This is a genomic window from Pseudomonas sp. B20(2017) (assembly GCF_002113125.1).
Taxonomy (GTDB): domain Bacteria; phylum Pseudomonadota; class Gammaproteobacteria; order Pseudomonadales; family Pseudomonadaceae; genus Aquipseudomonas.
The window spans coordinates 330,680-352,904 of record NZ_NEJP01000003.1 but is presented as its reverse complement, the minus strand read 5'-3'; the positions used below and the strand labels follow the sequence as shown (position 1 = coordinate 352,904).

17 protein-coding genes are annotated in these 22,225 nt (G+C 60.9%); 11 read left to right on the top strand and 6 right to left on the bottom strand.

Annotation, left to right across the window (positions count from 1 at the left end; translation table 11 throughout):
* Positions 1–53: 53 nt before the first annotated feature.
* Positions 54–917, bottom strand: a complete 864-nt coding sequence (locus tag CAF63_RS06720) for a LysR family transcriptional regulator (protein ID WP_085683970.1) — start codon at positions 915–917, stop codon at positions 54–56.
* A 163-nt stretch (positions 918–1,080) separates the two neighbouring features.
* Positions 1,081–2,799 (bottom strand): hydrogenase maturation protein, encoded by a 1,719-nt coding sequence (locus CAF63_RS06715; protein ID WP_085683902.1) that lies wholly within the window; start codon positions 2,797–2,799, stop codon positions 1,081–1,083.
* A 298-nt stretch (positions 2,800–3,097) separates the two neighbouring features.
* On the opposite strand from CAF63_RS06715, the gene CAF63_RS06710 reads away from it, so the two are divergent.
* The 10 genes from CAF63_RS06710 to CAF63_RS06665 all read left to right on the top strand — a co-directional run bounded on the left by CAF63_RS06710 (position 3,098) and on the right by CAF63_RS06665 (position 17,319).
* On the top strand, positions 3,098–3,604 hold the full coding sequence (locus CAF63_RS06710) for a sigma-70 family RNA polymerase sigma factor (RefSeq protein ID WP_085683901.1): 507 nt from the start codon (positions 3,098–3,100) through the stop codon (positions 3,602–3,604).
* The gene (locus CAF63_RS06705) at positions 3,601–4,548 is read left to right on the top strand and encodes a FecR domain-containing protein (RefSeq protein ID WP_085683900.1); all 948 of its coding nucleotides are present in this window, start codon (positions 3,601–3,603) and stop codon (positions 4,546–4,548) included. The genes CAF63_RS06710 and CAF63_RS06705 overlap by 4 nt, the downstream gene beginning before the upstream one ends.
* A gap of 91 nt (positions 4,549–4,639) precedes the next feature.
* Positions 4,640–7,564: a TonB-dependent receptor gene (locus CAF63_RS06700; RefSeq protein WP_085683899.1), complete on the top strand. Its 2,925-nt coding sequence runs from the start codon at positions 4,640–4,642 to the stop codon at positions 7,562–7,564.
* Positions 7,565–7,818: 254 nt separating this feature from the next.
* Entirely contained in the window at positions 7,819–8,310 is a 492-nt protein-coding gene (locus tag CAF63_RS06695; protein WP_085683969.1) for an antitoxin Xre/MbcA/ParS toxin-binding domain-containing protein, read from the top strand.
* Positions 8,307–8,810 (top strand): RES family NAD+ phosphorylase, encoded by a 504-nt coding sequence (locus CAF63_RS06690; protein WP_085683898.1) that lies wholly within the window; start codon positions 8,307–8,309, stop codon positions 8,808–8,810. The genes CAF63_RS06695 and CAF63_RS06690 overlap by 4 nt, the downstream gene beginning before the upstream one ends.
* Positions 8,811–8,928: 118 nt before the next feature.
* Positions 8,929–11,583, top strand: a complete 2,655-nt coding sequence (locus CAF63_RS06685) for a TonB-dependent receptor (protein ID WP_085683897.1) — start codon at positions 8,929–8,931, stop codon at positions 11,581–11,583.
* A gap of 227 nt (positions 11,584–11,810) precedes the next feature.
* Positions 11,811–13,661 (top strand): extracellular solute-binding protein, encoded by a 1,851-nt coding sequence (locus CAF63_RS06680; protein ID WP_085683896.1) that lies wholly within the window; start codon positions 11,811–11,813, stop codon positions 13,659–13,661.
* A complete protein-coding gene (locus CAF63_RS06675; protein WP_085683895.1) occupies positions 13,648–14,712 on the top strand; it encodes a microcin C ABC transporter permease YejB in 1,065 nt (354 codons plus the stop codon). The genes CAF63_RS06680 and CAF63_RS06675 overlap by 14 nt, the downstream gene beginning before the upstream one ends.
* Positions 14,712–15,734: an ABC transporter permease gene (locus CAF63_RS06670; protein ID WP_085683894.1), complete on the top strand. Its 1,023-nt coding sequence runs from the start codon at positions 14,712–14,714 to the stop codon at positions 15,732–15,734. Before CAF63_RS06675 ends, CAF63_RS06670 begins: the two co-directional genes overlap by 1 nt.
* Before the next feature lies 1 nt (position 15,735).
* A complete protein-coding gene (locus CAF63_RS06665) occupies positions 15,736–17,319 on the top strand; it encodes an ABC transporter ATP-binding protein (RefSeq protein ID WP_085683893.1) in 1,584 nt (527 codons plus the stop codon).
* Between the two features lie 52 nt (positions 17,320–17,371).
* Here CAF63_RS06665 and CAF63_RS06660 read toward each other — a convergent pair whose 3' ends face one another.
* Positions 17,372–17,689, bottom strand: coding sequence for an SCP2 sterol-binding domain-containing protein (locus CAF63_RS06660; protein ID WP_085683892.1), 318 nt, complete (start codon positions 17,687–17,689; stop codon positions 17,372–17,374).
* Positions 17,690–17,738: 49 nt separating this feature from the next.
* Entirely contained in the window at positions 17,739–18,449 is a 711-nt protein-coding gene (locus CAF63_RS06655) for a histidine phosphatase family protein (protein WP_085683891.1), read from the bottom strand.
* A gap of 207 nt (positions 18,450–18,656) precedes the next feature.
* Between CAF63_RS06655 and sohB the strand changes: the two genes are divergently transcribed.
* Positions 18,657–19,679 carry a protease SohB gene (sohB, locus tag CAF63_RS06650; RefSeq protein WP_085683890.1) on the top strand — a complete coding sequence of 341 codons (1,023 nt, stop codon included), beginning with the start codon at positions 18,657–18,659 and terminating at the stop codon, positions 19,677–19,679.
* Positions 19,680–19,741: 62 nt separating this feature from the next.
* On the opposite strand, the gene CAF63_RS06645 is transcribed toward sohB, so the two are convergent.
* Both CAF63_RS06645 and CAF63_RS06640 read right to left on the bottom strand, forming a co-directional pair.
* On the bottom strand, positions 19,742–20,236 hold the full coding sequence (locus CAF63_RS06645) for a DUF934 domain-containing protein (RefSeq protein WP_085683889.1): 495 nt from the start codon (positions 20,234–20,236) through the stop codon (positions 19,742–19,744).
* Positions 20,220–21,878: a nitrite/sulfite reductase gene (locus tag CAF63_RS06640; RefSeq protein ID WP_085683888.1), complete on the bottom strand. Its 1,659-nt coding sequence runs from the start codon at positions 21,876–21,878 to the stop codon at positions 20,220–20,222. The genes CAF63_RS06645 and CAF63_RS06640 overlap by 17 nt, the downstream gene beginning before the upstream one ends.
* Between the last annotated feature and the right edge of the window lie 347 nt (positions 21,879–22,225).

Here is a 22,225-nt window from a genome sequence, read left to right as displayed (position 1 = left end):
GTGCAGGGGCAACCTTCAGGTCACAAGTGCCATGCTCCGGTGCATAGCGGCCGTCAGCTCAACGGGTTCCAGCGCTGCGACCAGTCGTCATCGGCCTTGATCACTTCGCGCAGCAGATCGAACGCCTGTTGCAGGATCGCCGAGTCGCGGTCGCGGGAGTAGACGAGGTAGGTCGGATAGCCGAATTCCGGGGCTTTGGTCACCGGTTCCAGCGCGCCGCTTTCCAGATAAGTGCGCACCACCCGGGTACGGAAATAGCCGCTGCCGCCGTTCTCCAGAATGTATTGCAGGGCCAGCGGGCCGAGGTTGAAACTCAGGGCGGCCTTGGCCTTTTCCGGCAGGGCCGCGTCGTGCTGGCGGCGGAAGTCCGGGCCCCAGTCGATGTACACGTAGGGCGCGGGGCGGCCGGGCGTGGTCACCAGAATCAGTTTCTCCTCCAGCACCTGCTCGACCTGCAGCCCCGGCCAGTATTCCGGTTGATAGACCAGCGCCGCATCGAGCACCCCCAGTTCGAGCTGGCGCAGCAGATTTTCGCCGTCGCGGATCTCCATACGCAGGGCGTGACCGGGGATTTTTTCCCGCAGTCCAGCGGCCCAACTGAGCATCAGCGGATTGCACAGGCTGACCTCGCCGCCGATGTGCAGCACGTTGTGATAGCCCTCGGGCAAGGGCAGGTCGCGGCGCGCCGCTTCCCAGGTCTGCACCAGTTGATTGGCGTAGACCACGAAGGCCTCGCCGTTGGCGGTCAGGCGCGCACCGGCACGGTTGCGCACGAACAGCGTGCTGCCCAGTTGGCTTTCGAGTTTCTGCACTCGGGCGGTGATTGCCGTCTGGGTGACGAACAGCTTTTCAGCCGCCGCGGCGAGGCTGCCGTGGCGGACAATTTCCAGAAAGGTACGGGCGAGGTCGATGTCCATGGGCGGGCCGGTGTCTGAGGTGCGCGCATTGTAGATCCACGCCTGATACCGCGTCATCGTTCAATCGCGAGCAGGCTCGCTCCCACGGTTCATGTGAGTTTCGAGGCATCACTGACCGTGGGAGCGAGCCTGCTCGCGATGGCGCTCTGGACTGCGCCGCTGATCAGTTGGTCAACTCGGCCTCCTGCACTCGAGCCCAATCCTCCACCAAGCGCGCCGGTGTGCAGCAGGTCTTGCGCTTGTAGACGAAGTTGCGGCACTTCTCGGCAAACTGATTGCGGTTGTACAACATGTCTTCCTGCATCTGTTGCAGTTCGGCCTCGCGGCATTGGCGGATCAGTACGTGATCGACCCGCAGCTTGCGTTCTCGCACCGGCGCATAAGTCGGATCGCTCAGCACACTGTTGGCCCGTTGCAGCAGCCACAGCGAGAACTCGTCCGGGCAGCGCGGGCCGATTTCCTGGACCATGCCCAGTTGCAGCGCCTGCGCAGCGCTGACCGGCAGACAAGCCTGGGTCAATTGTTCGGCCATGGCAGGGCCGACGGCGCGAGGCAAGCTGTAAGTCCAGTATTCCGAGCCATACAGCCCCATGCTCTTGTAATGCGGATTGAGCACGATATCGGCGCGGGCAAACACGATGTCAGCCGCCAGTGCGAGCATCACACCACCGGCGCCAGCATTGCCGGTGACCCCACTGACCACCAGTTGCCGTGCGCTGAGCAATTCTTCGCACACATCATCGATGGCCTGGATATTGGCCCAGGCTTCGGCGCCCGGATCCTCGGCGGCCTGAATCACGTTCAAATGCACGCCGTTGGAAAAACTGCCGCGTCCACCCTTGATCAACAGTACTTGAGTGTCGCGGGATTTGGCCCAGCGCAGCGCCTCGACCATGCGCCGGCATTGCTCGGTGCTCATGGCGCCGTTGTAGAACTCCAGCGTCAGCTCGCCGACTTGGCCGGACTCGCGATAACGGATTGGCTGATAAGGCTCGTCGCTGAATGGCGCATTGGCAATCGACCAGTCCAGCACCGGCACGCCAGACAACTGCCCGGCCAGCACATGCCGCGCCGGACGCTTGAAGGTTTCTTCGCCCGGTTTCGGTTTGCGTCGCAGCGAGCCGATCCACAGGCTGTGATCACCGGTCGCCACCAGCACCGCGTCGTCGTGCACCGCGAGGATCTCGCCGGGCATGCCGGTACGCTGATCGAGGTGCGCGTCGTACACGTAATATTGCCCGCCGGCGAGGCTGGCGAGTACGCCGGGCTGGCCGTCCGCCGCATCGATGCAGCGCTTGATGAAGCGCGAGCAGTCGTGCCAACTGAAGGTGCGGTCGTCCTGTTTCATGTTCGGCTGCAAACGCCCGCGCACTGTCGGATCGTTGTAATCCAGCGCCACCGGCACGAAGCCGTCGATGAATTTCTCGACCACTTCACGAATGCAACGGATTGCCGCGTCGCTGACCCGGCCGTTGTACAGCTCGGATTTGCGCAGGCCCGTTGGCAGGTTGAATTCGCAAGTCGCCCAGACCGGGCCGGCGTCCATTTCTTCCACCGCTTGCAGGGCGGTCACGCCCCAGGACGGCAGTTCGCGCATGATCGCCCAGTCCAGTGCGCTGGCACCGCGATCGCCGACGATGCCGGGATGAATGATGACGACCGGACGCTGCGGATTGCTCCACAGCGCGTAGGGAACGCGATCCTTGAGGAACGGGCAGATCACCAGATCAGCGCCGCTGTTTTCGATCTGCTCGCACACGGCGGTTTCGTCAGTGAACAGCACCACGCTGGGTGAGTGACCGGCCTGACGCAGCTCCAGCCAGGCACGCTGGGTCAGGCCGTTGAACGCCGACGACAGAAGAATGATGTTGAGTGATCGCATGATTGCTCGTCCTTGAAAGGTCAGCCGCAGGCTCCCGGTGAGCCGTCCGTGGCTATCGATGGAGGCGCAAGGTTAAAGACTGGCTTGGCCGGCGCCACTGATCGAGATCAACGTTGTGTCAGCCAATGTTGCCGCGGCGACGACGTGCCTTATTCTCAAATGTTTGATGATCCTGATTTTTTATTACTTCAAATGTCTCAAGCGCTATTGCACAGTCGCACCCCTGTTCACCGCCGGAAGATCCCGGCGTATCCATGGATTTTCGCAGCGGGTGGAGCCCGTTTTCAGGGAGTAAGGCATGGGGAGTCACAACCCGCATTACCAGCTCATCGGGCAAATGTTCCAAAAGGACTACCGATGGCTGTGTGCAGCGGTCAGCCGTACCCTCGGCTGTCCGCACAGCGCCCAGGACATTGCTTCGGAAACTTTTCTTAGGGTCCTGGCGCTGCCCGATCCGCTGGCGATTCGCGAACCTCGCGCGCTGTTGACCACGATTGCCCGGCGGCTGGTTTATGAAGGCTGGCGCCGGCAGGATCTGGAGCGCGCCTATCTGCAAAGCCTTGCCTTGGCGCCGGAGCTGGTGCATCCGTCGCCCGAGGAACGGGAATTGGTGATCGAAACGCTGCTGGCGGTGGATCGCTTGCTCAATGGCTTGTCGGCCAAGGCCAAGGCCGCGTTTCTCTATCACCAGCTCGACGGTCTGACTTACAGCGAAATCGGCGAACGCCTCGGCGTGTCCACCAGCCGCGTGCAGCAATACATGGTCGAGGCGTTCAAGCGTTGCTATCAGGCGATGCAGGCATGAGGCCGGACGAAACGCTGATCGACGAAGCCGCGCAATGGATGGCGCTGCTGCAATCGGGGCACGTCAGCTTGCAGGAGCGCGCAGCCTTCGACGCTTGGCGCACGGCGGATCCACGGCATCAGCAGATCATTGAGCAAATGGGTGGCGGGCTGAATCTGCTGCGCCATTCGAACCTGCGCGGGTTGCCGCGCGAGAGTGTGCTGCACAGCCTGAATGCACCATCCAGTCGCCGTCGATTCCTCAGTGGCAGTTTGAGTGTGCTCGGTATCGCGGTGCTGGCCGGTTTGATCGGTCGACGTTATGGCTGGCTGCCGGAGGCCGGCGAGTTGTCGACCGGTACCGGCGAGCGTCGGGAATTCACGCTGGAGGATGGCAGCGCCCTGACCCTCAATGCCCGCAGCCGCGTGGTGCCGCGCTTCAACAATCTCGAACGATTGCTGGACTTGCGCAGCGGTGAGCTTCTGATCGATGTCGCGAAAAATCTGGCCCGGCCGTTCGTGGTCGAAACCGAGCATGGGCGGATGCGCGCGCTTGGGACCAAATTCCTGGTGCAGCGCGGCGAAGATTCAACGCGGCTGGTGATGCTGCATTCGCAGGTCGAAGTGGTCACCGCCAGTGGCGCGCGGCAAGTGGTGGAGGCGGGCGAAAGTCTGCTGTTCAACAGGCAGGAAATTCTCGCGCTGGAACGCAGCAAAGGGCAGGAAAGTGCCTGGGTGCAAGGGCGGCTTGAAGTGCGTGATCGCCCCTTGCGCGAAGTCATCGACAGCCTGCGCAGCTACCGTCGCGGCATCCTGCACCTGAGCCCGGCGGTCGCCAGTTTGCGTCTCAGCGGTCTCTATCCGCTGGACGACAGCGATCGCACCCTGCAACTGCTGGAGCGTTCGCTGCCGATCCGTGTCACCTGGCACAACCCGTACTGGGTCAGCATCGAAGCACGGTTATAAATCCATAACTTCCCGGTCTATCCGTGCCCCTATAAAAAGCGCCGGCCCGCTGCTCATTCCCTGCAGACGCCTTCAACAGGGAAGCCCCTCGATGTTCTCATTCAAACAACAACAATTGTCCCGCCTGACACTGGCCATCGTGCTGGCAACGGGCATTGTCCCCGCCACCGTTCTGGCACAAGACGCCGCCACTCAGGTCTATACCTTCGACATTGCCGCCGGGGCCCTCGACGAGGTGCTGCTGGACATCTCGCGTCAGACCGGCGTGCCGATTTCCTTCAGTCAGAATCTGGTTCAGGGCAAGCGCAGCAGTGCCGTGCGCGGCGCATTGGGTGGCCGTCAGGCGGTAGAGAAGGCCCTGATCGGCAGCGGTCTGCAAGTCGAGCAGGGCACCCAGGGTCTGAGCATTCGTCAGGCCGATGCGCCGAGCGCCGCGCCGGTCAAGGCGGCTGCCGTGGTGCCCGCCAGCAGCGCCGATTACCGCATGGAGAAGGTCACCGTCACCGGCTCGCGCATCGCCCGTGCCCAGAGCGATGGTGCAACGCCGGTCAACGTCATCACCCACGAAGAAATGGAAGCGCGTGGCTACAAGAACGTCTACGACGCCCTCGCCACGCAAACCCAGAACACCGGCATGACCCAGGGCGAAGACTATGGCAACACCTGGCAACCGGCGGCCAGCGCCCTCAACCTGCGCGGACTTGGCCCCAATCACACGCTGGTGCTGATCAATGGCCGGCGGGTCGCCGATTACCCGACGCCGTACGACGGCAAGGTCAACTTCACGAACCTGGCGAACATTCCGTCGGCGATCATCGACCGCATCGAAGTGCTCAGCAGCGGCGCGTCGGCGATCTACGGTTCGGATGCGATTGCCGGGGTGGTGAACATTATCCTCAAGGACAAAATGAACGGCGTCGACGTCAATCTCAAGGGCGGCACCAGCGAGCGCGGCGGTGGTGACAACCAGCGCTTGCAGATCAGTGGCGGCGGCAGTTGGGGCGACTTCGACGGTTTGTTCGGACTTGAACTGACCAACCGCGACCCGATCTGGGCCGATGATCGCGGCTTCATGCAGAGCGGGCCGCTGGCGGATGTCGGCTACCGTCGCGACCTGACCAACAACCGCTATCTGGGACCCGGTTGCGGTGCGTATCAAGGTACGTTCGACAACAAACTGTTCAACAGCGGCGGGCGTTGCCGCACCGACCAGATGTACAACGATTACTGGACGGTGCAGACCCAGAAGGAAAACTACGACGGCTACACCCGTGGCACCTGGCATTTCAGCGACAGTGGCCAGGTCTTCGCGGACTTGATGTATGGCCTGGATCACATCCAGAACAACACACGCGGCCCGAGTTTCACCTCGCCGGACTTCATCAATCAGAACAGCGGCAATCTGGAGCGCTGGTATCGGCGTTTCGGTGAAGAGGAAATCGGCGGGCGCACCAGCAATAACAGCAAGTGGCGCGATACCTCATGGACCGGCACCCTGGGCCTCTCGGACAAGATCGCCGAGACCGGGTGGAACTATGAGCTGGCGGCCAACCGATCCGAATACAAAAGCGTGCGCACCACGCGTTACACGCCACTGTCGTCGATCCAGGATTTCTACCTCGGCCCGCAACTCGGCACCCGTGGCGGCTATCCGGTGTTCGCGCCGGATGCCACGCGCCTCGACCGGCCATTGACGCCACAGGAATGGGAGCAGTTTCGCGGTAACCTGACGCAGAGCAGCAAGTCGGTGTCGACCAGTTACAACGCGTCGGTCAACGGCGATTTGTTTGATCTGCCGGCCGGCCCGGTGGGATTCGCCGGCGTGCTTGAGGCAGGCAAACAGGAATATCGCATCGATCCGGATGACAGCCTCAACGACGGCAGTTTCTACGGCGTGACTCCGGCGCAAAGCTCCGGTGGCTCGCGCAAGCGTTACGCGGCCGGCGGCGAATTCAGCATTCCGGTCACTGACACGGTGCTGGCGACAGCCGCTGGGCGCTGGGACCAATACAAATTCAGCGGCCGCACCGAACAACAGAAGACCTACAACCTCGGCCTGGAATGGCGGCCGGTGAACAGCCTTTTGGTGCGCGGCAGCTACGGCACCAGTTTCCGCGCTCCGGACCTGAACTACATCTATCAGTCCGACAGCAACGGTTACTACCCGGCGCAGATCGACTATTACGGTTGCAGCCAGGGCGTGGAGGGCGCCTGTGATCGCGGGCGGGTGGATTACACCCAGAGCGGCACGGCGGATCTGGAATCCGAGCGCGGTAAATCCTGGACCTACGGTTTCGTCTGGTCGCCTTCACGCAACTTCGATTTCTCCACCGATTTCTGGCGAGTTGAGATCGATGACCTGCTGACCACCGTCGACGAAAACCGCCTGTTGCAGCAAGAGAACGAATGCCGCAATGGCACCCAGGACATCAATTCAGCCAACTGCCAGTCGACCCTGGCACGCGTCGATCGCAATCCCGGCAATGCCGCCGTCGATCCCAATCAGTTGCAGCGGGTGCGGGTGAACGCGATCAACGCCGCCAGCGAACGGGTCAGCGGCCTGGACTTCAAGAGCAATATCCGCTGGGGCGCCGGGCAGTACGGCGCGTTCAGTTCGGCGCTGGGCTACACACTGGTGCTCTCGCATTACTACAAGGAATCGGACGAAGCCCCGACCCAGGACTGGCGCACTTCGCGCACCAATTACGACTGGCGCAGCAAGGTCAACGCCAGCCTGACCTGGGATTACCAGAAAGCCACGGCAACGCTGATGGGGATTCGTTACGGCTCGGTCACCAACGGCGCGGGCGACGGGCGTCTGTCGCCGTGGACGGTGTTCAACGCCAGTGCACGGTACAAGCTCAACGACCGGGCGAGTGTCGGGCTGACCGTGAACAACGTGCTCAATCAGGTCAAGCATGATGACTCGGCAGGGTGGCCTTATTACCCGACCGGTAACTACGACCCGTACGGGCGCCAGTGGTGGCTGGATGTGAGTTATCACTTCGGAGGTTGAGGGCTCGGCTTGGCTCGGAAACGGCCTACGGAAACGGCAGGATTTTTCGCGAAAGAGGGGATATTTCCGACGATATTTTCAGGTTGGTCGTCGGACGCGTGATCTATAGCATCGGCAATGACATTGAAGTCGTGAACGGCCTGATCGCTCAGGCCTCTGATAATGGATGGATCATGCGAACTGCACACCTCGAATACGAAGCGCCCGCTTATTCCGCTCGCCATCAGTGGCGCGATGATCGTGCCAGGTGCCCCATGGAGGATGTCGCCTTGCCCAGCGCAAAAGTACCCCGGTTGGCGGGCTTGAAGAGGGTCGAGGGCAAACCTGTCGAATTGCTCGTGCATGGCCAGAACATCGGTGATGACGCCTTGCTGATCGTTCACCTGACCGAGGAAGGTTTCCAGTTGAACGACGTCGTCGACATGCTTTCGACCTCCGGGCTTTACCAGCAAGGCGACATGGTCCAACGCATCACTGGCAAGTCGGTCCGAGCGGTTAGGCGACTGCTGAAGGAAGGTAAACCGGTACGGCTTGACCCGCAGCAGAGTGTCATCGCCTACCAGTATGCATTGGTGCTGGAATTGGCCACTCGGGCCTTCGGGGGGCAACCACGGGCGGAGGACTGGATGCAGAAACCCTCTACTTATTTTCACGGTCATGTGCCGCTGGAATTGACAGGACACCCATTGGGCTTTCAGATGGTTGAGCAGTATTTGCAGCAGCTTATCTACGGGGTTTACCCATGAACCCCTTGCCGTGGGACGAGCATTGGTATGCGTGGCGGCTGGATCCCGAGGTTTATGGAGGGACGTGGGACAGCGGGATAGGATCAAAGCTCAGAGGCGGTCGATGGAACATACCAGGACGACGCGTCGTCTACGCATCCGTCGATCCTTCTTCGGCCATTCTTGAGGTGGCAGCCAACCGCAGTTTTGATGCCCTGGACAGCGAGCCTTATGTGTTGACGTGCTTTGAGGTCATCAGCGACGCGAAGGTGAAAATCGTGCAGCCCGAAGAGGTGCCGAACCCTTATTGGCTGAGCCCTGCACGGCCGTCGCCCAATCAGCGATTGTTCGCCGACGCTTTACTGGCTGAGCATCCGTTTGTGCTGATTCCGTCGGCGGCAACCCGGCATTCGTGGAACTTGCTGGTGAGCTGTGACCTGGCAGAGGGGCAGTTCAGGATGGTCTCGCAGGAGCGGTTCGGCCTTGATACCCGACTAATCAGGGAAATGGAGTTGGTCTGATGCAGCGTCATGCTGCATTTTGCATAACCTCAGCACCCAATGGTCTAAATCGCGCCCTATAAAACAACATCCGCCATCGCACATCCCTGCATAAACCAAAACGCAGGGATGGCTGTTCATGATCCATTTTTCACCCGTTAAATCCCCTTTGAGCCTGGCCTTGCTGCTGGCGATCAACACATTGCCGGCCATCGCTGCCGACAGCACGGTAAACGAGCCGACAACGCAACTGCAACGGGTCGAAGTCACCGGCACCGCGATTCGCCGGGTCGATGCCGAAACCGCCGTACCGGTCACCATCCTGCGGGTCGAGGAGTTGCAGAAGCAGGGCGTGACCACCACTGAAGAGCTGGTCAGCCGCATCTCGGCCAACCAGTCTTCGGTGGGCTCCGGGCGCTCGGTGGGATCGAGCAGCGGCGGGGCGTCTTACGCCGACCTTCGTGGCATTGGCCCGAACAAGACCCTGGTGCTGCTCAACGGTCGGCGTCTGAGTAACAACGCGACCAATGCGATCAATGGCTCCGGCGTCGATCTCAACACCATCCCGTTCGCCGCCATCGACCGGGTAGAAGTGCTGCGCGACGGCGCCTCGGCGTTGTACGGCACCGACGCCATCGGCGGGGTGATCAACTTCATCACCAAGACCAGCCTCACCGAGGGCCAGGTCAGTACAAACTACGACACGCCGACCCATTCCGGTGGCGGGGAAAGCCGCAACTTCAGTGGCAGCTGGGGTTTTGGCGATTTGCAGGATGATCGCTTCAACGTTTTCGGCGTGGTGAGCTACGACAAGCAGAACCGTCTGGCCGCCGACGATCGCGGTTACACCTACAACTACCAGCCCGGCCGCGGTCTTGATTACACCTCCGGCACGGCGTCACCCGCCAACTGGAGTCAGGGCAGCAACGCCACCAATCCATTGGCCGGTTCCGGTTGCAATGCGCCGGGGCTGCTGTCGCGCAATGGCATCTGCCGCCAGAGCCTGTGGAATTACCTGGATCTGGTGCCGGAAACCGAGAAGACCTCGGCGTTCGCCAAAGCCACCGGCAAGCTGGCGGATGATCACAACGTCAGCCTCGAATACTTCTGGGCGCGCAACGAGAACCGGACGCAGATCGGGCCTGGCACTTTGATGGGCAATCAGGTCAACCCTGGCACGGCGTTCTATCCGGGCAACGGCATTACGCCCGGCCCGAGCGGTTTCGCTCTGGACCCGACGCAACCGGTGGATGTGAACTGGCGTGAAACCGCCGTCGGTGCGCGTCAGCATGAAGATGACAACACTGGTCAGCGTCTGCTGTTGAGCTTTGACGGCACGCTGGTTGGGTGGGATTACAACCTCGGTGCCTCGTACAACCAGAACAAAGTGGTCAACACGATTCGCAGCGGTTATGTGAACGACCGAGCCGTCAGCCAGGGCATCGCCGACGGTGTGATCAATCCGTTTGGTGCGCAGACGGCCGCCGGTTCGGCGTTACTGGCAGCCAACGGAGTGAACGGCGATTATTCGACGGCAGTAGGCCGGGTCAAGGCCATCGACGGACGCATCAGTCGCGAGATCGGCGACTGGTTCGGCGCCGGGCCGTCGGCACTGGCGCTGGGCGGGGAATATCGCAAGGAGGACTTTCATCAGGATTTCGCCCCGTTCGCGGCTGATGTGCAGAGCCTTGGTGTTGACCCCAATGCCAGCGTCGCCGGGGATCGCAGCGTCTCGGCGCAGTACGCCGAGGTCAATGTGCCGGTGCTCGACAGTCTTGAATTGTCTGCCGCCGTGCGACACGACAAGTACAGCGATTTCGGCAGTACCACCAACCCGAAATATTCGTTCCGATTCCAGCCGTTCAAGGAACTGGTGGTGCGTGGCGCGTATAGCGAAGGTTTCCGCGCACCGTCACTGTACGAGTTGTACAACCCGAACTTCACCTCGTTCACCGTGGCCAATTACAACGACCCGCGACTGTGTGCCGGTGGCAACCCGAGTAATGGCGGGATCGCCAATCGTGACTGCGCTCAGCAGTTCTATAACCGGACCGGCGGCAACACAGAGTTGAGCCCGGAAACCGCACGCAACGTGACACTCGGGTTCGTGTATCAGCCATTCGACCGTCTCACGACCGGCCTGGATTTCTGGTGGATCGATATCGCCAACCAGATCGCCGAATTCCCTGAATCGGCGGTGTTCGAAAACCCGGAGCTTTACCCGGAGCGCCTGATCCGCAAGCCTGACGGCTCCATCGATCACATCGTCACTGGCCTGGCCAACCTCGGCAAGATCAAGACCAACGGCGTCGACGTGAGCTTCGACTATCGCCTGCCGAGCACGCCGTACGGCGATTTCGGCATCGGCCTGCAAGGCACTTACGTCACCCGTTATGACTATCAGCAGCAGCTCAAGGGTGACTACATCGACAAGCTCGGCGATTTTCGTGGCGGCGACTTTGCTTCGGCCGGCGCCGTGGCCCGCTGGCGTCACAGCCTGATCGGCAGCTGGAACTACGGCCCGCTCGGCGCGAGCCTGACCAACCGCTACACCAGCGGTTACCACGACTCGGATCGCGAGACTCACGATTACGTCGGTTCCTACAACGTCTGGGACGTAGCCGGCACCTACACCTGGCGCAAGACCCTGGCGGTGACGCTCGGGGTGAAAAACCTGTTCGACCGCGAACCGCCGTTCAGTAACCAGACCTACACGTTCCAGAGCGGCTACGACCCGAAATACGGCGATCCGTTTGGCCGCACGTTGTACACGCGGGTCAATTACAAGTTCTGAAAATGACCGGTCAGGTTGGGTTTTAGTCACTTATCGTTCTAAACCCCGCCCTATAAAAAATGCCCGCCTGTTGTACATCACAGGTAGGCAGGAAGTGTGGTGACTGCTTTGGCCCTATCGCGAGCAGGCTCGCTCCCACAGGGGATTTGTGTTCACTGCGAACCATTGTGGGAGTGAGCCTGCTCGCGATGGGGCCATCGAGGCGCCCAATTATCAGGATCTTGCCGATGCTCTCCAGACTCATGCTTTTCAGCATCTTCGTGTTGTCGAGTCCGCTCAGTTTCGCGGCGCCCCAACACGCCCTCACGGTCTACGGCGAAGCCCCGAAATACGCCCCGGACTTCCAGCACCTGGCCTACGCCAATCCCGACGCGCCCAAGGGTGGGACCCTGCGCCGCTCTTCGCTGGAGAGCGGCCCGTTCGATCACCTGATTCCCTACATCGACAAAGGCACCGGCGTTGCCGACATCGACGGCTGGCTCTATGCGCCCCTGGCTTATCGCAGCAAGGACGAGCCTTACAGCGTCTACGGTCTGGTCGCGCAACGCATGGAGCTGGACGCGGACCGGCGCTGGCTGCGCTTTTACCTCAACCCCAAGGCACAGTTCGAGGACGGTACGCCGATCACCGCCCAAGACGTGCGTTACACCTTCGAGCTGTTCACCACTCAAGGCAGTCTCAAATATCGCCAGCAGTTTCGTGATGTCGCCGAGGTGCAGGTCGAATCGCCGACCCAGGTGCGTTTCGTGTTCAAGAACAACGAGAGCCGAACCTTGCCACTGGATCTGGCGACGTTGCCGGTGCTGCCCGAGCATTGGTGGCGTACACGCAATTTCGCCGATGGCGCAGGGTTCGAGATTCCGCCGGGGAGTGGGCCGTACAAGGTCAGCGCGGTGGACGCCGGGCGCAGCGTGAAATTTCAGCGGATCAAGGATTGGTGGGCCAGGGATTTACCTGTCACTCGCGGGCTCTACAACTTCGATCAATTGAGCGTGGAGTTTTTTGCCGACACCGACGTGTCGAGACAAGTGCTCAAGGCCGGCGGCTTCGATTACAACCGCGAGTTCTCAGCCACCAGTTACACCATTGGTTACGCCGGGGCGGCGCTGGAGCAGGGCAAGTTGCTGCGCGAACACCTCGCACCCGGTGCTGCGCAAGGCGCCCAAGGGTTTGCGTTCAATCTGCAGAAACCGATGTTTCAGGATCGCCGGGTGCGGCAGGCGATCGCCATGCTCTGGGATTTCGAATGGAGCAACCGGCAGATGATGCGCAGCATGTACCTGCGCCAACGCAGCTTTTTTTCCCACAGTGCGTTGTCGGCCACTGAATTGCCGGATGCCGAAGAGCTGAAAATCCTCGAACCGTGGCGCGGCAAGATTCCCGATGAAGTCTTCAGCCAGGTGTTCGAGGCGCCGCGCACCGACGGTAGCGGCAACATCCGCGCGCAGCAGTTGCAGGCGCTGAAATTGCTGGAGGCCGCCGGTTGGAAACCTCGTGGCGATCAATTGGTGAATGCCGCCGGCGAGCCGTTGCAATTCACTTTTCTCAACGGCCAGAAGGGCTTCGAGCGCTTGCTGCTGCCGTTCCAGCGCAACCTGGCGCAGATCGGCATCGGCTTCGATATTCGTCAGGTCGACACCGCGCAATACACCAACCGCGTACGCAGCCGCGACTACGACATGATCGTGGTGGGTTACCCGGTGAGTCAGGCGCCGGGGCGCGAGCTGTTCAACTATTTCGGCTCCGACGGTGCTGACGATCCCGGCTCCAACAACTACATGGTGCTGCGCGACCCGGCGGTGGATGCGCTGCTGGAGGGCGTGGTCCAGGCCGACAACCGCGAAAGTCTTCTGCGCCACGCCCATGCGCTGGATCGGGTGTTGCAGTGGGGCTATTACTGGATTCCCAACTATTACCCGCCGGGGATTTCCACGGTGTGGTGGAACCGCTTCGGTCGCCCGGCGATTGCGCCGTTGTACGACGCCGGCCTCGACACCTGGTGGGAAATCAGCCCGACCGCGCTGACCTCGACGCAGATGCAGCAACAGCAAAAGGAGTACGCCCATGTGGGGTTATAGCCTGCGGCGTCTGCTGCTGATCGTGCCGACCTTGCTGGCGATTCTGCTGGTGAACTTTGTGATCGTGCAGGCCGCGCCCGGTGGTCCGGTCGAGCAGGCCATCGCCCGATTGCAGGGGATTGGTGTCGGTGCGCCGGTGGGGGCCAGTCATGTCGAGAGCATTGGCGGCGAGTCCCGCGCGACCCGTGGCCTGGACCCGAAACTGGTGGCCGAGATCGAGCGCCAGTACGGCTTCGACAAAAGTGCCGGTGAGCGCTTGTGGCTGATGCTCAAGAGCTACGCGCAACTGGACTTCGGCAAGAGTTTTTTCCGTGGCGCGACAGTGACCGAACTGATCGGGGAGAAGCTGCCGGTGACCTTGTCGTTGGGATTGTGGGCGACGTTGATCACTTATCTGGTGTCGATCCCGCTGGGCATCCGCAAAGCCGTGCACAACGGTTCGGCGTTCGATGTCTGGAGCAGTGCGGCGATCATTATCGGCTACGCGATGCCGGGGTTTCTGTTTGCGCTGCTGCTGATCGTGGTGTTCGCCGGCGGCACGGCGCTGGACTGGTTTCCGGTGCGCGGACTGGTCTCGGACAACTTCGCCGAGCTGTCGCTGTGGGGCAAGGTCGCCGATTACTTCTGGCATCTGGTGTTGCCGGTCAGTGCGCTGGTGATCGGCGGTTTTGCGACGCTGACGATCCTGACCAAGAACAGCTTTCTCAACGAGATCTCACGGCTGTACGTGGTCACGGCCCGGGCCAAGGGCCTGAGTGAAAGACAGGTGTTATACGGGCATGTGTTTCGCAACGCGATGCTGCTGGTGGTGGCCGGATTGCCTCAGGCATTGGTCACGGTGTTTTTCGGCGGTTCGCTCTTGATCGAGGTGATCTTCTCCCTCGATGGTCTCGGCCGGCTGAGCTACGAAGCGGCGGTGTCGCGGGATTACCCGGTGGTGTTCGGTTCGCTGTTCATCTTCACCCTGTTCGGGCTCTTGATAAAACTGCTGGGCGACCTGTGCTACACGCTGGTCGACCCGCGCATCGACTTCACCGCGAGGACTGCCTGATGCCGACGCTTATTCCAATCGGACAGCGTCGTTGGGCGCGGTTCAAGGCTCATCGGCGCGGCTGGTGGTCGTTGTGGCTGTTTCTCGCATTGTTCGGCCTGAGCTTGGGCGGCGAACTGGTCGCCAACGACAAACCGTTGCTGGTGACGTATCAGGGCGAGTGGTATTTCCCGGCGTTCAAGCGCTACACCGAGCAGGATTTCGGCGGCGAGCTGCCGTTCCAGCCTGACTACCGCAGCGCCCAGGTGCGTGAACTGATCGATGGGCAGGGCGGGCGGATGTGGTTTGCGCCGATCCCGTTCGGCTACGACACTGCCAACTACGACCTCACCGAACCGGCCCCGAGCCCGCCCACCGTTGAAAACTGGCTGGGCACCGACGATCAGGCGCGGGATGTGCTGGCGCGGGTGATATTCGGCACGCGTGTGTCGCTGTTGTTCGCCCTGGCGTTGACGGCGGTGAGCGCGTTGATCGGCATCGCCGCCGGTGCCTTGCAGGGCTATTACGGCGGCTGGGTCGACTTGCTCGGACAGCGTTTGCTGGAAGTCTGGTCGGGGCTGCCAGTGCTTTACCTGCTGATCATTCTGTCGGGCTTTGTCGAGCCAAATTTCTGGTGGCTGTTGGGGATCATGGCGCTGTTTTCCTGGCTGAGTCTGGTGGACGTGGTGCGCGCCGAGTTCCTGCGCAGCCGAGGGCTTGAGTACGTGAAAGCGGCGCGGGCACTGGGTGTCGGCGATGCGCAGGTGATCGTGCGACACATTCTGCCCAACGCCATGAGTGCAACGTTGACGTTCCTGCCGTTCATTCTGACCGGGGCGATCGCCACGTTGTCGGCGCTGGATTTTCTCGGCTTCGGCATGCCCGCCGGCAGTGCTTCGCTGGGCGAACTGATCGGCCAGGGCAAGAACAATCTGCAAGCACCGTGGTTGGGGCTAACGGCTTTTTTTGCCCTGGCGCTGATTCTTTCTCTACTCGTATTCATCGGCGAAGCCTGCCGTGATGCCTTCGACCCCAGGACTTGATATGCGCGAACATCTGATCGAAATACGCGACCTGCGGGTGGCGTTCAAAGGACAGGAAGTGGTGCACGGCATCGATCTCGACATTTGCCCGGGCGAATGCCTGGCGCTGGTAGGCGAATCGGGTTCCGGCAAGTCGGTGACGGCCCACAGCATCCTGCAACTGCTGGATCCGAACATCACCCGGATCGACGGCAGCATCCGCTACGGCGGCGAAGAGTTGCTGGGGGTGCACGAGCGCTATCTGCGGCAACTGCGTGGCAACCGCATCGCGATGATTTTTCAGGAGCCGATGAGCTCGCTCAACCCGTTGCACAGCATCGAGCGGCAACTCGGCGAAAGCCTGGCGCTGCACAAAGGCCTGGCGGGCGCGGCGGCGCGCAAACGGATTCTGGAACTGTTGGAACTGGTCGGCATTCAACGTCCGCGCGAGCGACTGAAGGTGTATCCGCATCAGCTCTCCGGCGGGCAGCGACAACGGGTGATGATCGCCATGGCGCTGGCGTGCGAACCGCAATTGCTGATCGCCGATGAGCCGACCACGGCCCTCGACGTCACGGTGCAACGCAAGATTCTGTTGCTGCTCAAGGAACTGCAACAGCGGCTGGGCATGGCACTGCTGATCATCAGTCACGACTTGAATCTGGTGCGCACCATCGCCCAGCGAGTGGCGGTGATGCGGGCTGGCGAAATAGTTGAGCAGGCAAGCTGCGAGCAATTGTTCCGTGCGCCGCAACATCCCTACAGCATCGAATTGCTCAACGCCGAACCCGGTGGCGCGGCGCTGTGCCGTGATGCGGCGGAGGATTTGCTCGAGGTTCGTGATCTGAATGTGCGTTTTCCGCTGGGCGGCGGGTGGCTGCGGGCGAAGTCGTATCTGCACGCGGTCAATGGCATCGATCTGAACCTGCAACGGGGCAAGACTCTGGGCATCGTTGGCGAGTCTGGCTCCGGTAAATCAACGCTGGGGCAGGCGATCCTGCGCCTGATCGACGCCGACGGTAGCATCCGCTTCAAAGGCGAGGCGCTTGAGCAACTGAGCGGCAAACAATTACGTCCGCTGCGCAAACGCCTGCAAGTGGTGTTTCAAGATCCGTTCGGCAGCCTCAGCCCGCGTTTGTGCGTGGAGCAGATCATTGCCGAAGGTTTACAGGTGCACAGTGATTTGAATGCAGCCGAACGTGAACAGGCTGTTATTGATGTGCTGAAAGAGGTCGGGCTGGATCCGGCAACCCGCCATCGCTATCCCCACGAGTTTTCCGGCGGGCAACGGCAACGTATTGCGATCGCTCGGGCGCTGGTGCTCAAGCCGGATCTGATTCTGCTCGATGAGCCGACGTCGGCGCTGGATCGCACGGTGCAGAAACAGATCGTCGCGCTATTGCGTCGATTGCAGGAGGAGCACGGGCTGACCTATCTGTTCATCAGTCATGACCTGGCGGTGGTGCGGGCGCTGGCTCACGATCTGATCGTGATGAAGGATGGCGAGGTGGTGGAGCGTGGCGAAACGGCGGGGTTGTTTCATTCGGCCCGACACCCGTATACACGGGAATTGCTGGCGGCATCGTTTGCCGGTGTGAACGCCTGAAACGACAAATCCCGCCACAGGGGCGGGATTTGTTTGCAGACTGGCTGCGGTCTTACGCGGGGAACAGCTCGGACAGTTTCATCGACAGCATCATGTCGCCTTCAACGCGCAGCTTGCCACCCATGAAGGCCTGCATGCCGTCGGTTTCGCCGCTGACGATACCTTTCAGGGTTTCGCTGTCCAGCACCAGCGTGCAGTTGGCGTCGGCGTTTTCGCCTTCCTGGATGTCGCAGGTGCCGTCTTTGACGATCAGGGCATATTGCTTGTTTTCGTCAGTGATGTTGAAACCGAAGACCAGATCCAGACCGGCAGCGGCGGCTGGGTTGAACTTGGCTTGCATTGCTTTTACGGCATCAGCTACGGAGGTCATGGTTCGATCCTTTTTTGGTTGATTGCAGCAGGGTCACAGTAATCCGGACTCAGCGAAACGTGATGAGTTCCGGGGCCTTCAGCAGTTGCAAATGTGCATGACTGTTGAAGGAAGCCAGAGCCACCTCGCGACCGCGGAACTTCAGCTGGTTGAGCGAGGTGTTGACGATTTGCCAGTTCAGTTCAAAGGCCTGCCGGGCAGGCATTTGAGTGATGAGGTGGAGCAGGGCGGTGATCGTGCCACCGGAGGTGAACACCGCGATTTTCTGGGTGTTGTCGGCCTGTTCGAGAATCCGCTGCAGCCCGGCCTGTACCCGTTCGACGAAACCCAGCCAGCTTTCCAGGCCCGGTGTGTCGTGGGTGCCGGCGAGCCAGCGTTCGATGATCAGGGCGAAGATGCGCTGGAACTCGCCACGGTTTTGCGCGGCGTTGCGCAGGATCTCCAGTGCTTCGGGTTCTTCCGGCAGCATGGCCGGGAGCAGGGCGCGGATCACGGCATCGGCATCGAACTCGTTGAAGGCCGAATCGATTTCCAGAGCCGGAACCGGCAAACCGACAGCGGCGAACTGTTCCAGCGCGCTGTTGGCCGTGTGTTGCTGGCGGCGCAGGTCGCCCGACAGGCAGCGGTCGAAGCTGATTCCGAGTTCGGCGAGGTGACGGCCGAGGATTTCCGCCTGGCGTACACCGGTCGGCGACAGGACGTCATAGTCGTCTGCACCGAAGGAGGCCTGGCCATGTCGAATCAAGTAGATGCTGCCCACGTCCGCGTCATCCCGGTACGTTGAAGGTTGTGGCGAGGTTATGGGGATGACGGTGAGCTGTCAATGAAAAAACATACGCTTGTTTGAAATGCCCGTTCCAGCCTTGTTGCCAGAGGTTTCACGGCTGGCCGACGGGCCGGTGCATGGGTATGCTGGAGCCAATTCCCGCGTGTGTTTCACGACCGCGCATCGCTTGAAGGAGTCACTGTGGAGTTTTTCACTGAATACGCCAGTTTCCTGGCCAAGACCGTGACGCTGGTCATCGCCATTCTGGTGGTGCTGGCGAGTTTCGCTGCGTTGCGCAGCAAGGGGCGGCGCAAATCCGCGGGCCAGTTGCAGGTCAGCAAGCTCAACGATTTCTATAAAGGCCTGCGTGAGCGGCTGGAGCAGACCCTGCTAGACAAGGATCAGCTCAAGGCCTTGCGCAAGGGCCAGGCCAAATCCGAGAAGAAACAGAAGAAGAAACCCGACGCCAAGCCTCGGGTGTTCGTGCTGGACTTCGACGGCGACATCAAGGCCTCGGCTACCGAAAGCCTGCGCCACGAGATCACCGCGTTGCTGACCCTGGCCACGCCGAAGGATGAAGTGGTCCTGCGTCTGGAAAGCGGCGGCGGCATGGTGCACAGCTACGGCCTGGCTTCATCGCAACTGGCGCGTATCCGTGAAGCCGGCGTGCCGTTGACCGTATGCATCGACAAGGTCGCGGCCAGCGGCGGCTACATGATGGCCTGTATCGGCGAGAAGATCATCAGTGCACCGTTCGCCATCCTCGGCTCGATTGGCGTGGTTGCGCAGTTGCCCAACGTCAACCGCCTGCTGAAGAAGCACGACATCGATTTCGAAGTGCTGACCGCCGGCGAGTACAAACGCACCCTCACGGTGTTCGGCGAAAACACCGAGAAAGGCCGGGAGAAATTTCAGGAAGACCTGGACATCACCCACCAGTTGTTCAAGAACTTCGTTGCCCGTTATCGCCCTCAGCTGGCGATCGACGAAGTCGCCACCGGTGAAGTCTGGCTCGGTATTGCGGCACTTGAACAACAGCTGGTGGACGAACTCAAGACCAGCGACGAATACCTGGCCGAGCGCGCCAAACAGTCCGAGGTTTATCACCTGCACTATGCCGAGCGCAAAAGTCTGCAGGAACGCATCGGCATGGCAGCCAGCGGTTCGGTGGATCGCGTGCTGTTGAGCTGGTGGAGTCGGTTGACCCAGCAACGGTTCTGGTAATGCGGACATAAAAAACGCCGGTCAATGACCGGCGTTTTTGTGTGTGCAGTAAACCTGAAGGCTTAACGGCGACGGAACAGCGGCAGCGGCTCGTCAGTGGCGGCCTGATAGGTCACCGAGAAGTCCTTGAGGCTATCAAGAGCGTCGTACGGGTCTTTGTCCGCGCGCAGGGCGAAGGCATCGAAACCGCAACGGCGCATGTAGAACAGCTGGTCGCGCAGTACGTCGCCAATCGCTCGCAGTTCGCCTTTGAAACCGTAACGGTCACGCAGCAGGCGGGCGTTGGAGTAGTTGCGGCCGTCGGTGAACGCCGGGAAGTTCAGGGCAATCACCTGGAACTCGTTCACGTCGTCACCGATTTCCTCGGCTTCTTCGTCGGCGTCCAGCCACACACCCAGACCGCCATCGCGGGCCTTGAGCATGCGGGCGTGTTCACGCCACAGCTGGAGCGGGACGATCAGATCGTCGCAGTTGCTGATTTCATCGATGTTGAAATCCTTTGGCAGCAGGTGCCAGGTTTCGTCGACGACCTCGTTGTTCTTAATGATTCGCTGCATAGACGCGTTCCTTGAAGAGGTCGATGCCAATACGCTGGTAGGTGTCGATGAAACGCTCGTCTTCGGTGCGTTGTTCCACGTACACGTCGATCAGTTTGGAGATCACGTCCGGCATGTCTTCCTGGGCGAAAGACGGGCCGAGGATCTTGCCCAGGCTGGCGTCACGGCTTGCGCTGCCGCCAAGCGAGACCTGGTAGAACTCTTCACCTTTCTTGTCCACACCCAGAATGCCGATGTGGCCGACGTGGTGGTGACCGCAGGCGTTCATGCAGCCGGAGATGTTCAGGTCCAGTTCACCGATGTCGAACAGGTAGTCCAGGTCGTCGAAACGGCGCTGGATCGATTCGGCAATCGGGATCGACTTGGCGTTGGCCAGAGAGCAGAAATCGCCGCCAGGGCAGCAGATGATGTCGGTCAGCAGGCCTATGTTCGGCGTGGCGAAGCCGCTTTCACGCAGCTCGCCCCACAGGGTGAACAGCTGGCTCTGCTCGACATCGGCCAGAATGATGTTCTGCTCGTGGGAGGTGCGCAATTGACCAAAGCTGTAACGGTCGGCCAGGTCGGCGACGGCGTCGAGCTGCTTGTCGGTGATGTCGCCCGGTGCAACGCCGGTCGGCTTCAGGGACAGGGTTACGGCCACGTAGCCCGGCTTCTTGTGCGCCAGGGTGTTGCGGGCGCGCCAGCGGGCGAAGCCCGGATGCTCTTTGTCGAGGGCGGCCAGTTCGGCGTCGTGATTGCTCAGCGCCTTGTAGTCCGGGTCGACGAAGTGTTTGGCGACGCGATGAACTTCGGCTTCGGTCAGCGTAGTCTGACCGCCGCGCAGGTGTTCCATCTCCGCATCGACTTTCTGGGCGAAGACTTCCGGAGTCAGCGCCTTGACGAGGATCTTGATCCGCGCCTTGTATTTGTTGTCACGACGGCCGTAGCGGTTGTAGACCCGCAGGATCGCGTCGAGATAGCTCAACAGGTCCTGCCATGGCAGGAACTCGTTGATGAACGCGCCTACGACCGGAGTACGACCCAGACCGCCGCCCACCAGCACGCGGAAACCGAGTTCGCCAGCCGCGTTGTGCACTGGCTCAAGGCCGATGTCGTGGACTTCGATGGCCGCACGGTCGGAGGTCGAACCGTTGACGGCGATCTTGAATTTGCGCGGCAGGTAGGCGAATTCCGGGTGGAAGGTCGTCCATTGACGTACGATTTCGCACCACGGACGCGGGTCGATCAATTCGTCGGCCGCAACACCGGCGAACTGGTCGGTGGTGACGTTGCGCAGGCAGTTGCCGCTGGTCTGGATCGCGTGCATCTGCACGGTGGCCAGCTCGGCGAGGATGTCCGGGATGTCTTCGACCGCCGGCCAGTTGAACTGCACGTTCTGGCGCGTACTGATGTGGGCGTAGCCCTTGTCATAGTCGCGGGCGATTTTGGCCATCATGCGCATCTGACGCGAAGTCAGCTGGCCGTAAGGCACCGCCACGCGCAACATCGGCGCGAAACGCTGGATATACAGGCCATTTTGCAGGCGCAGGGGGCGGAATTCTTCTTCGCTCAGCTCACCTGCCAGATAGCGTCGGGTCTGATCACGGAACTGCTTGACGCGGTCCTCGATGATCCGCTGATCGTACTCGTCGTATACGTACATATAAGTCCTGTTCTCAGGCTTTGGCCACTCGGAAAACGCTGCGTTTTCGCTTGCTGGAGTCCGATGGTTCCTCTGCAATTCTGCGCGCACGGCCGCGCACTCCTGACGGAGCCGGGGCAATATACCCGTTTGCAGTTATGCGCAAAAGTGATGTTTGAGTATATGTAAAGAACCAAATCGCCTAACGAGAATCACTGGCAACTAATCCACATTTGTAGTGCGGGGAATCATCGTCTTAACTCTGGTCGAGTCTTTCTGCAATCACCGATAAAACCGACAAGAGGCGATGCAATGAGCAACCCAACCAAGGCAAGGAAAAGCGATAGCAGTGTCGATGCATGGGCCAT

What these genes read in the sequence shown, in the direction of transcription:
- CAF63_RS06720 (WP_085683970.1), bottom strand. Translation starts at nt 917, where the DNA reads ATGGACATCGACCTCGCCCGTACCTTTCTGGAAATTGTCCGCCACGGC.
- CAF63_RS06645 (WP_085683889.1), bottom strand. Translation starts at nt 20,236, where the DNA reads ATGCAGCGAATCATTAAGAACAACGAGGTCGTCGACGAAACCTGGCAC.
- CAF63_RS06665 (WP_085683893.1), top strand. Translation starts at nt 15,736, where the DNA reads ATGCGCGAACATCTGATCGAAATACGCGACCTGCGGGTGGCGTTCAAA.
- CAF63_RS06710 (WP_085683901.1), top strand. Translation starts at nt 3,098, where the DNA reads ATGGGGAGTCACAACCCGCATTACCAGCTCATCGGGCAAATGTTCCAA.
- CAF63_RS06700 (WP_085683899.1), top strand. Translation starts at nt 4,640, where the DNA reads ATGTTCTCATTCAAACAACAACAATTGTCCCGCCTGACACTGGCCATC.
- CAF63_RS06670 (WP_085683894.1), top strand. Translation starts at nt 14,712, where the DNA reads ATGCCGACGCTTATTCCAATCGGACAGCGTCGTTGGGCGCGGTTCAAG.
- CAF63_RS06705 (WP_085683900.1), top strand. Translation starts at nt 3,601, where the DNA reads ATGAGGCCGGACGAAACGCTGATCGACGAAGCCGCGCAATGGATGGCG.
- CAF63_RS06685 (WP_085683897.1), top strand. Translation starts at nt 8,929, where the DNA reads ATGATCCATTTTTCACCCGTTAAATCCCCTTTGAGCCTGGCCTTGCTG.
- CAF63_RS06675 (WP_085683895.1), top strand. Translation starts at nt 13,648, where the DNA reads ATGTGGGGTTATAGCCTGCGGCGTCTGCTGCTGATCGTGCCGACCTTG.
- CAF63_RS06695 (WP_085683969.1), top strand. Translation starts at nt 7,819, where the DNA reads ATGGAGGATGTCGCCTTGCCCAGCGCAAAAGTACCCCGGTTGGCGGGC.
- CAF63_RS06680 (WP_085683896.1), top strand. Translation starts at nt 11,811, where the DNA reads ATGCTCTCCAGACTCATGCTTTTCAGCATCTTCGTGTTGTCGAGTCCG.
- CAF63_RS06660 (WP_085683892.1), bottom strand. Translation starts at nt 17,689, where the DNA reads ATGACCTCCGTAGCTGATGCCGTAAAAGCAATGCAAGCCAAGTTCAAC.
- CAF63_RS06640 (WP_085683888.1), bottom strand. Translation starts at nt 21,878, where the DNA reads ATGTACGTATACGACGAGTACGATCAGCGGATCATCGAGGACCGCGTC.
- CAF63_RS06690 (WP_085683898.1), top strand. Translation starts at nt 8,307, where the DNA reads ATGAACCCCTTGCCGTGGGACGAGCATTGGTATGCGTGGCGGCTGGAT.
- CAF63_RS06715 (WP_085683902.1), bottom strand. Translation starts at nt 2,799, where the DNA reads ATGCGATCACTCAACATCATTCTTCTGTCGTCGGCGTTCAACGGCCTG.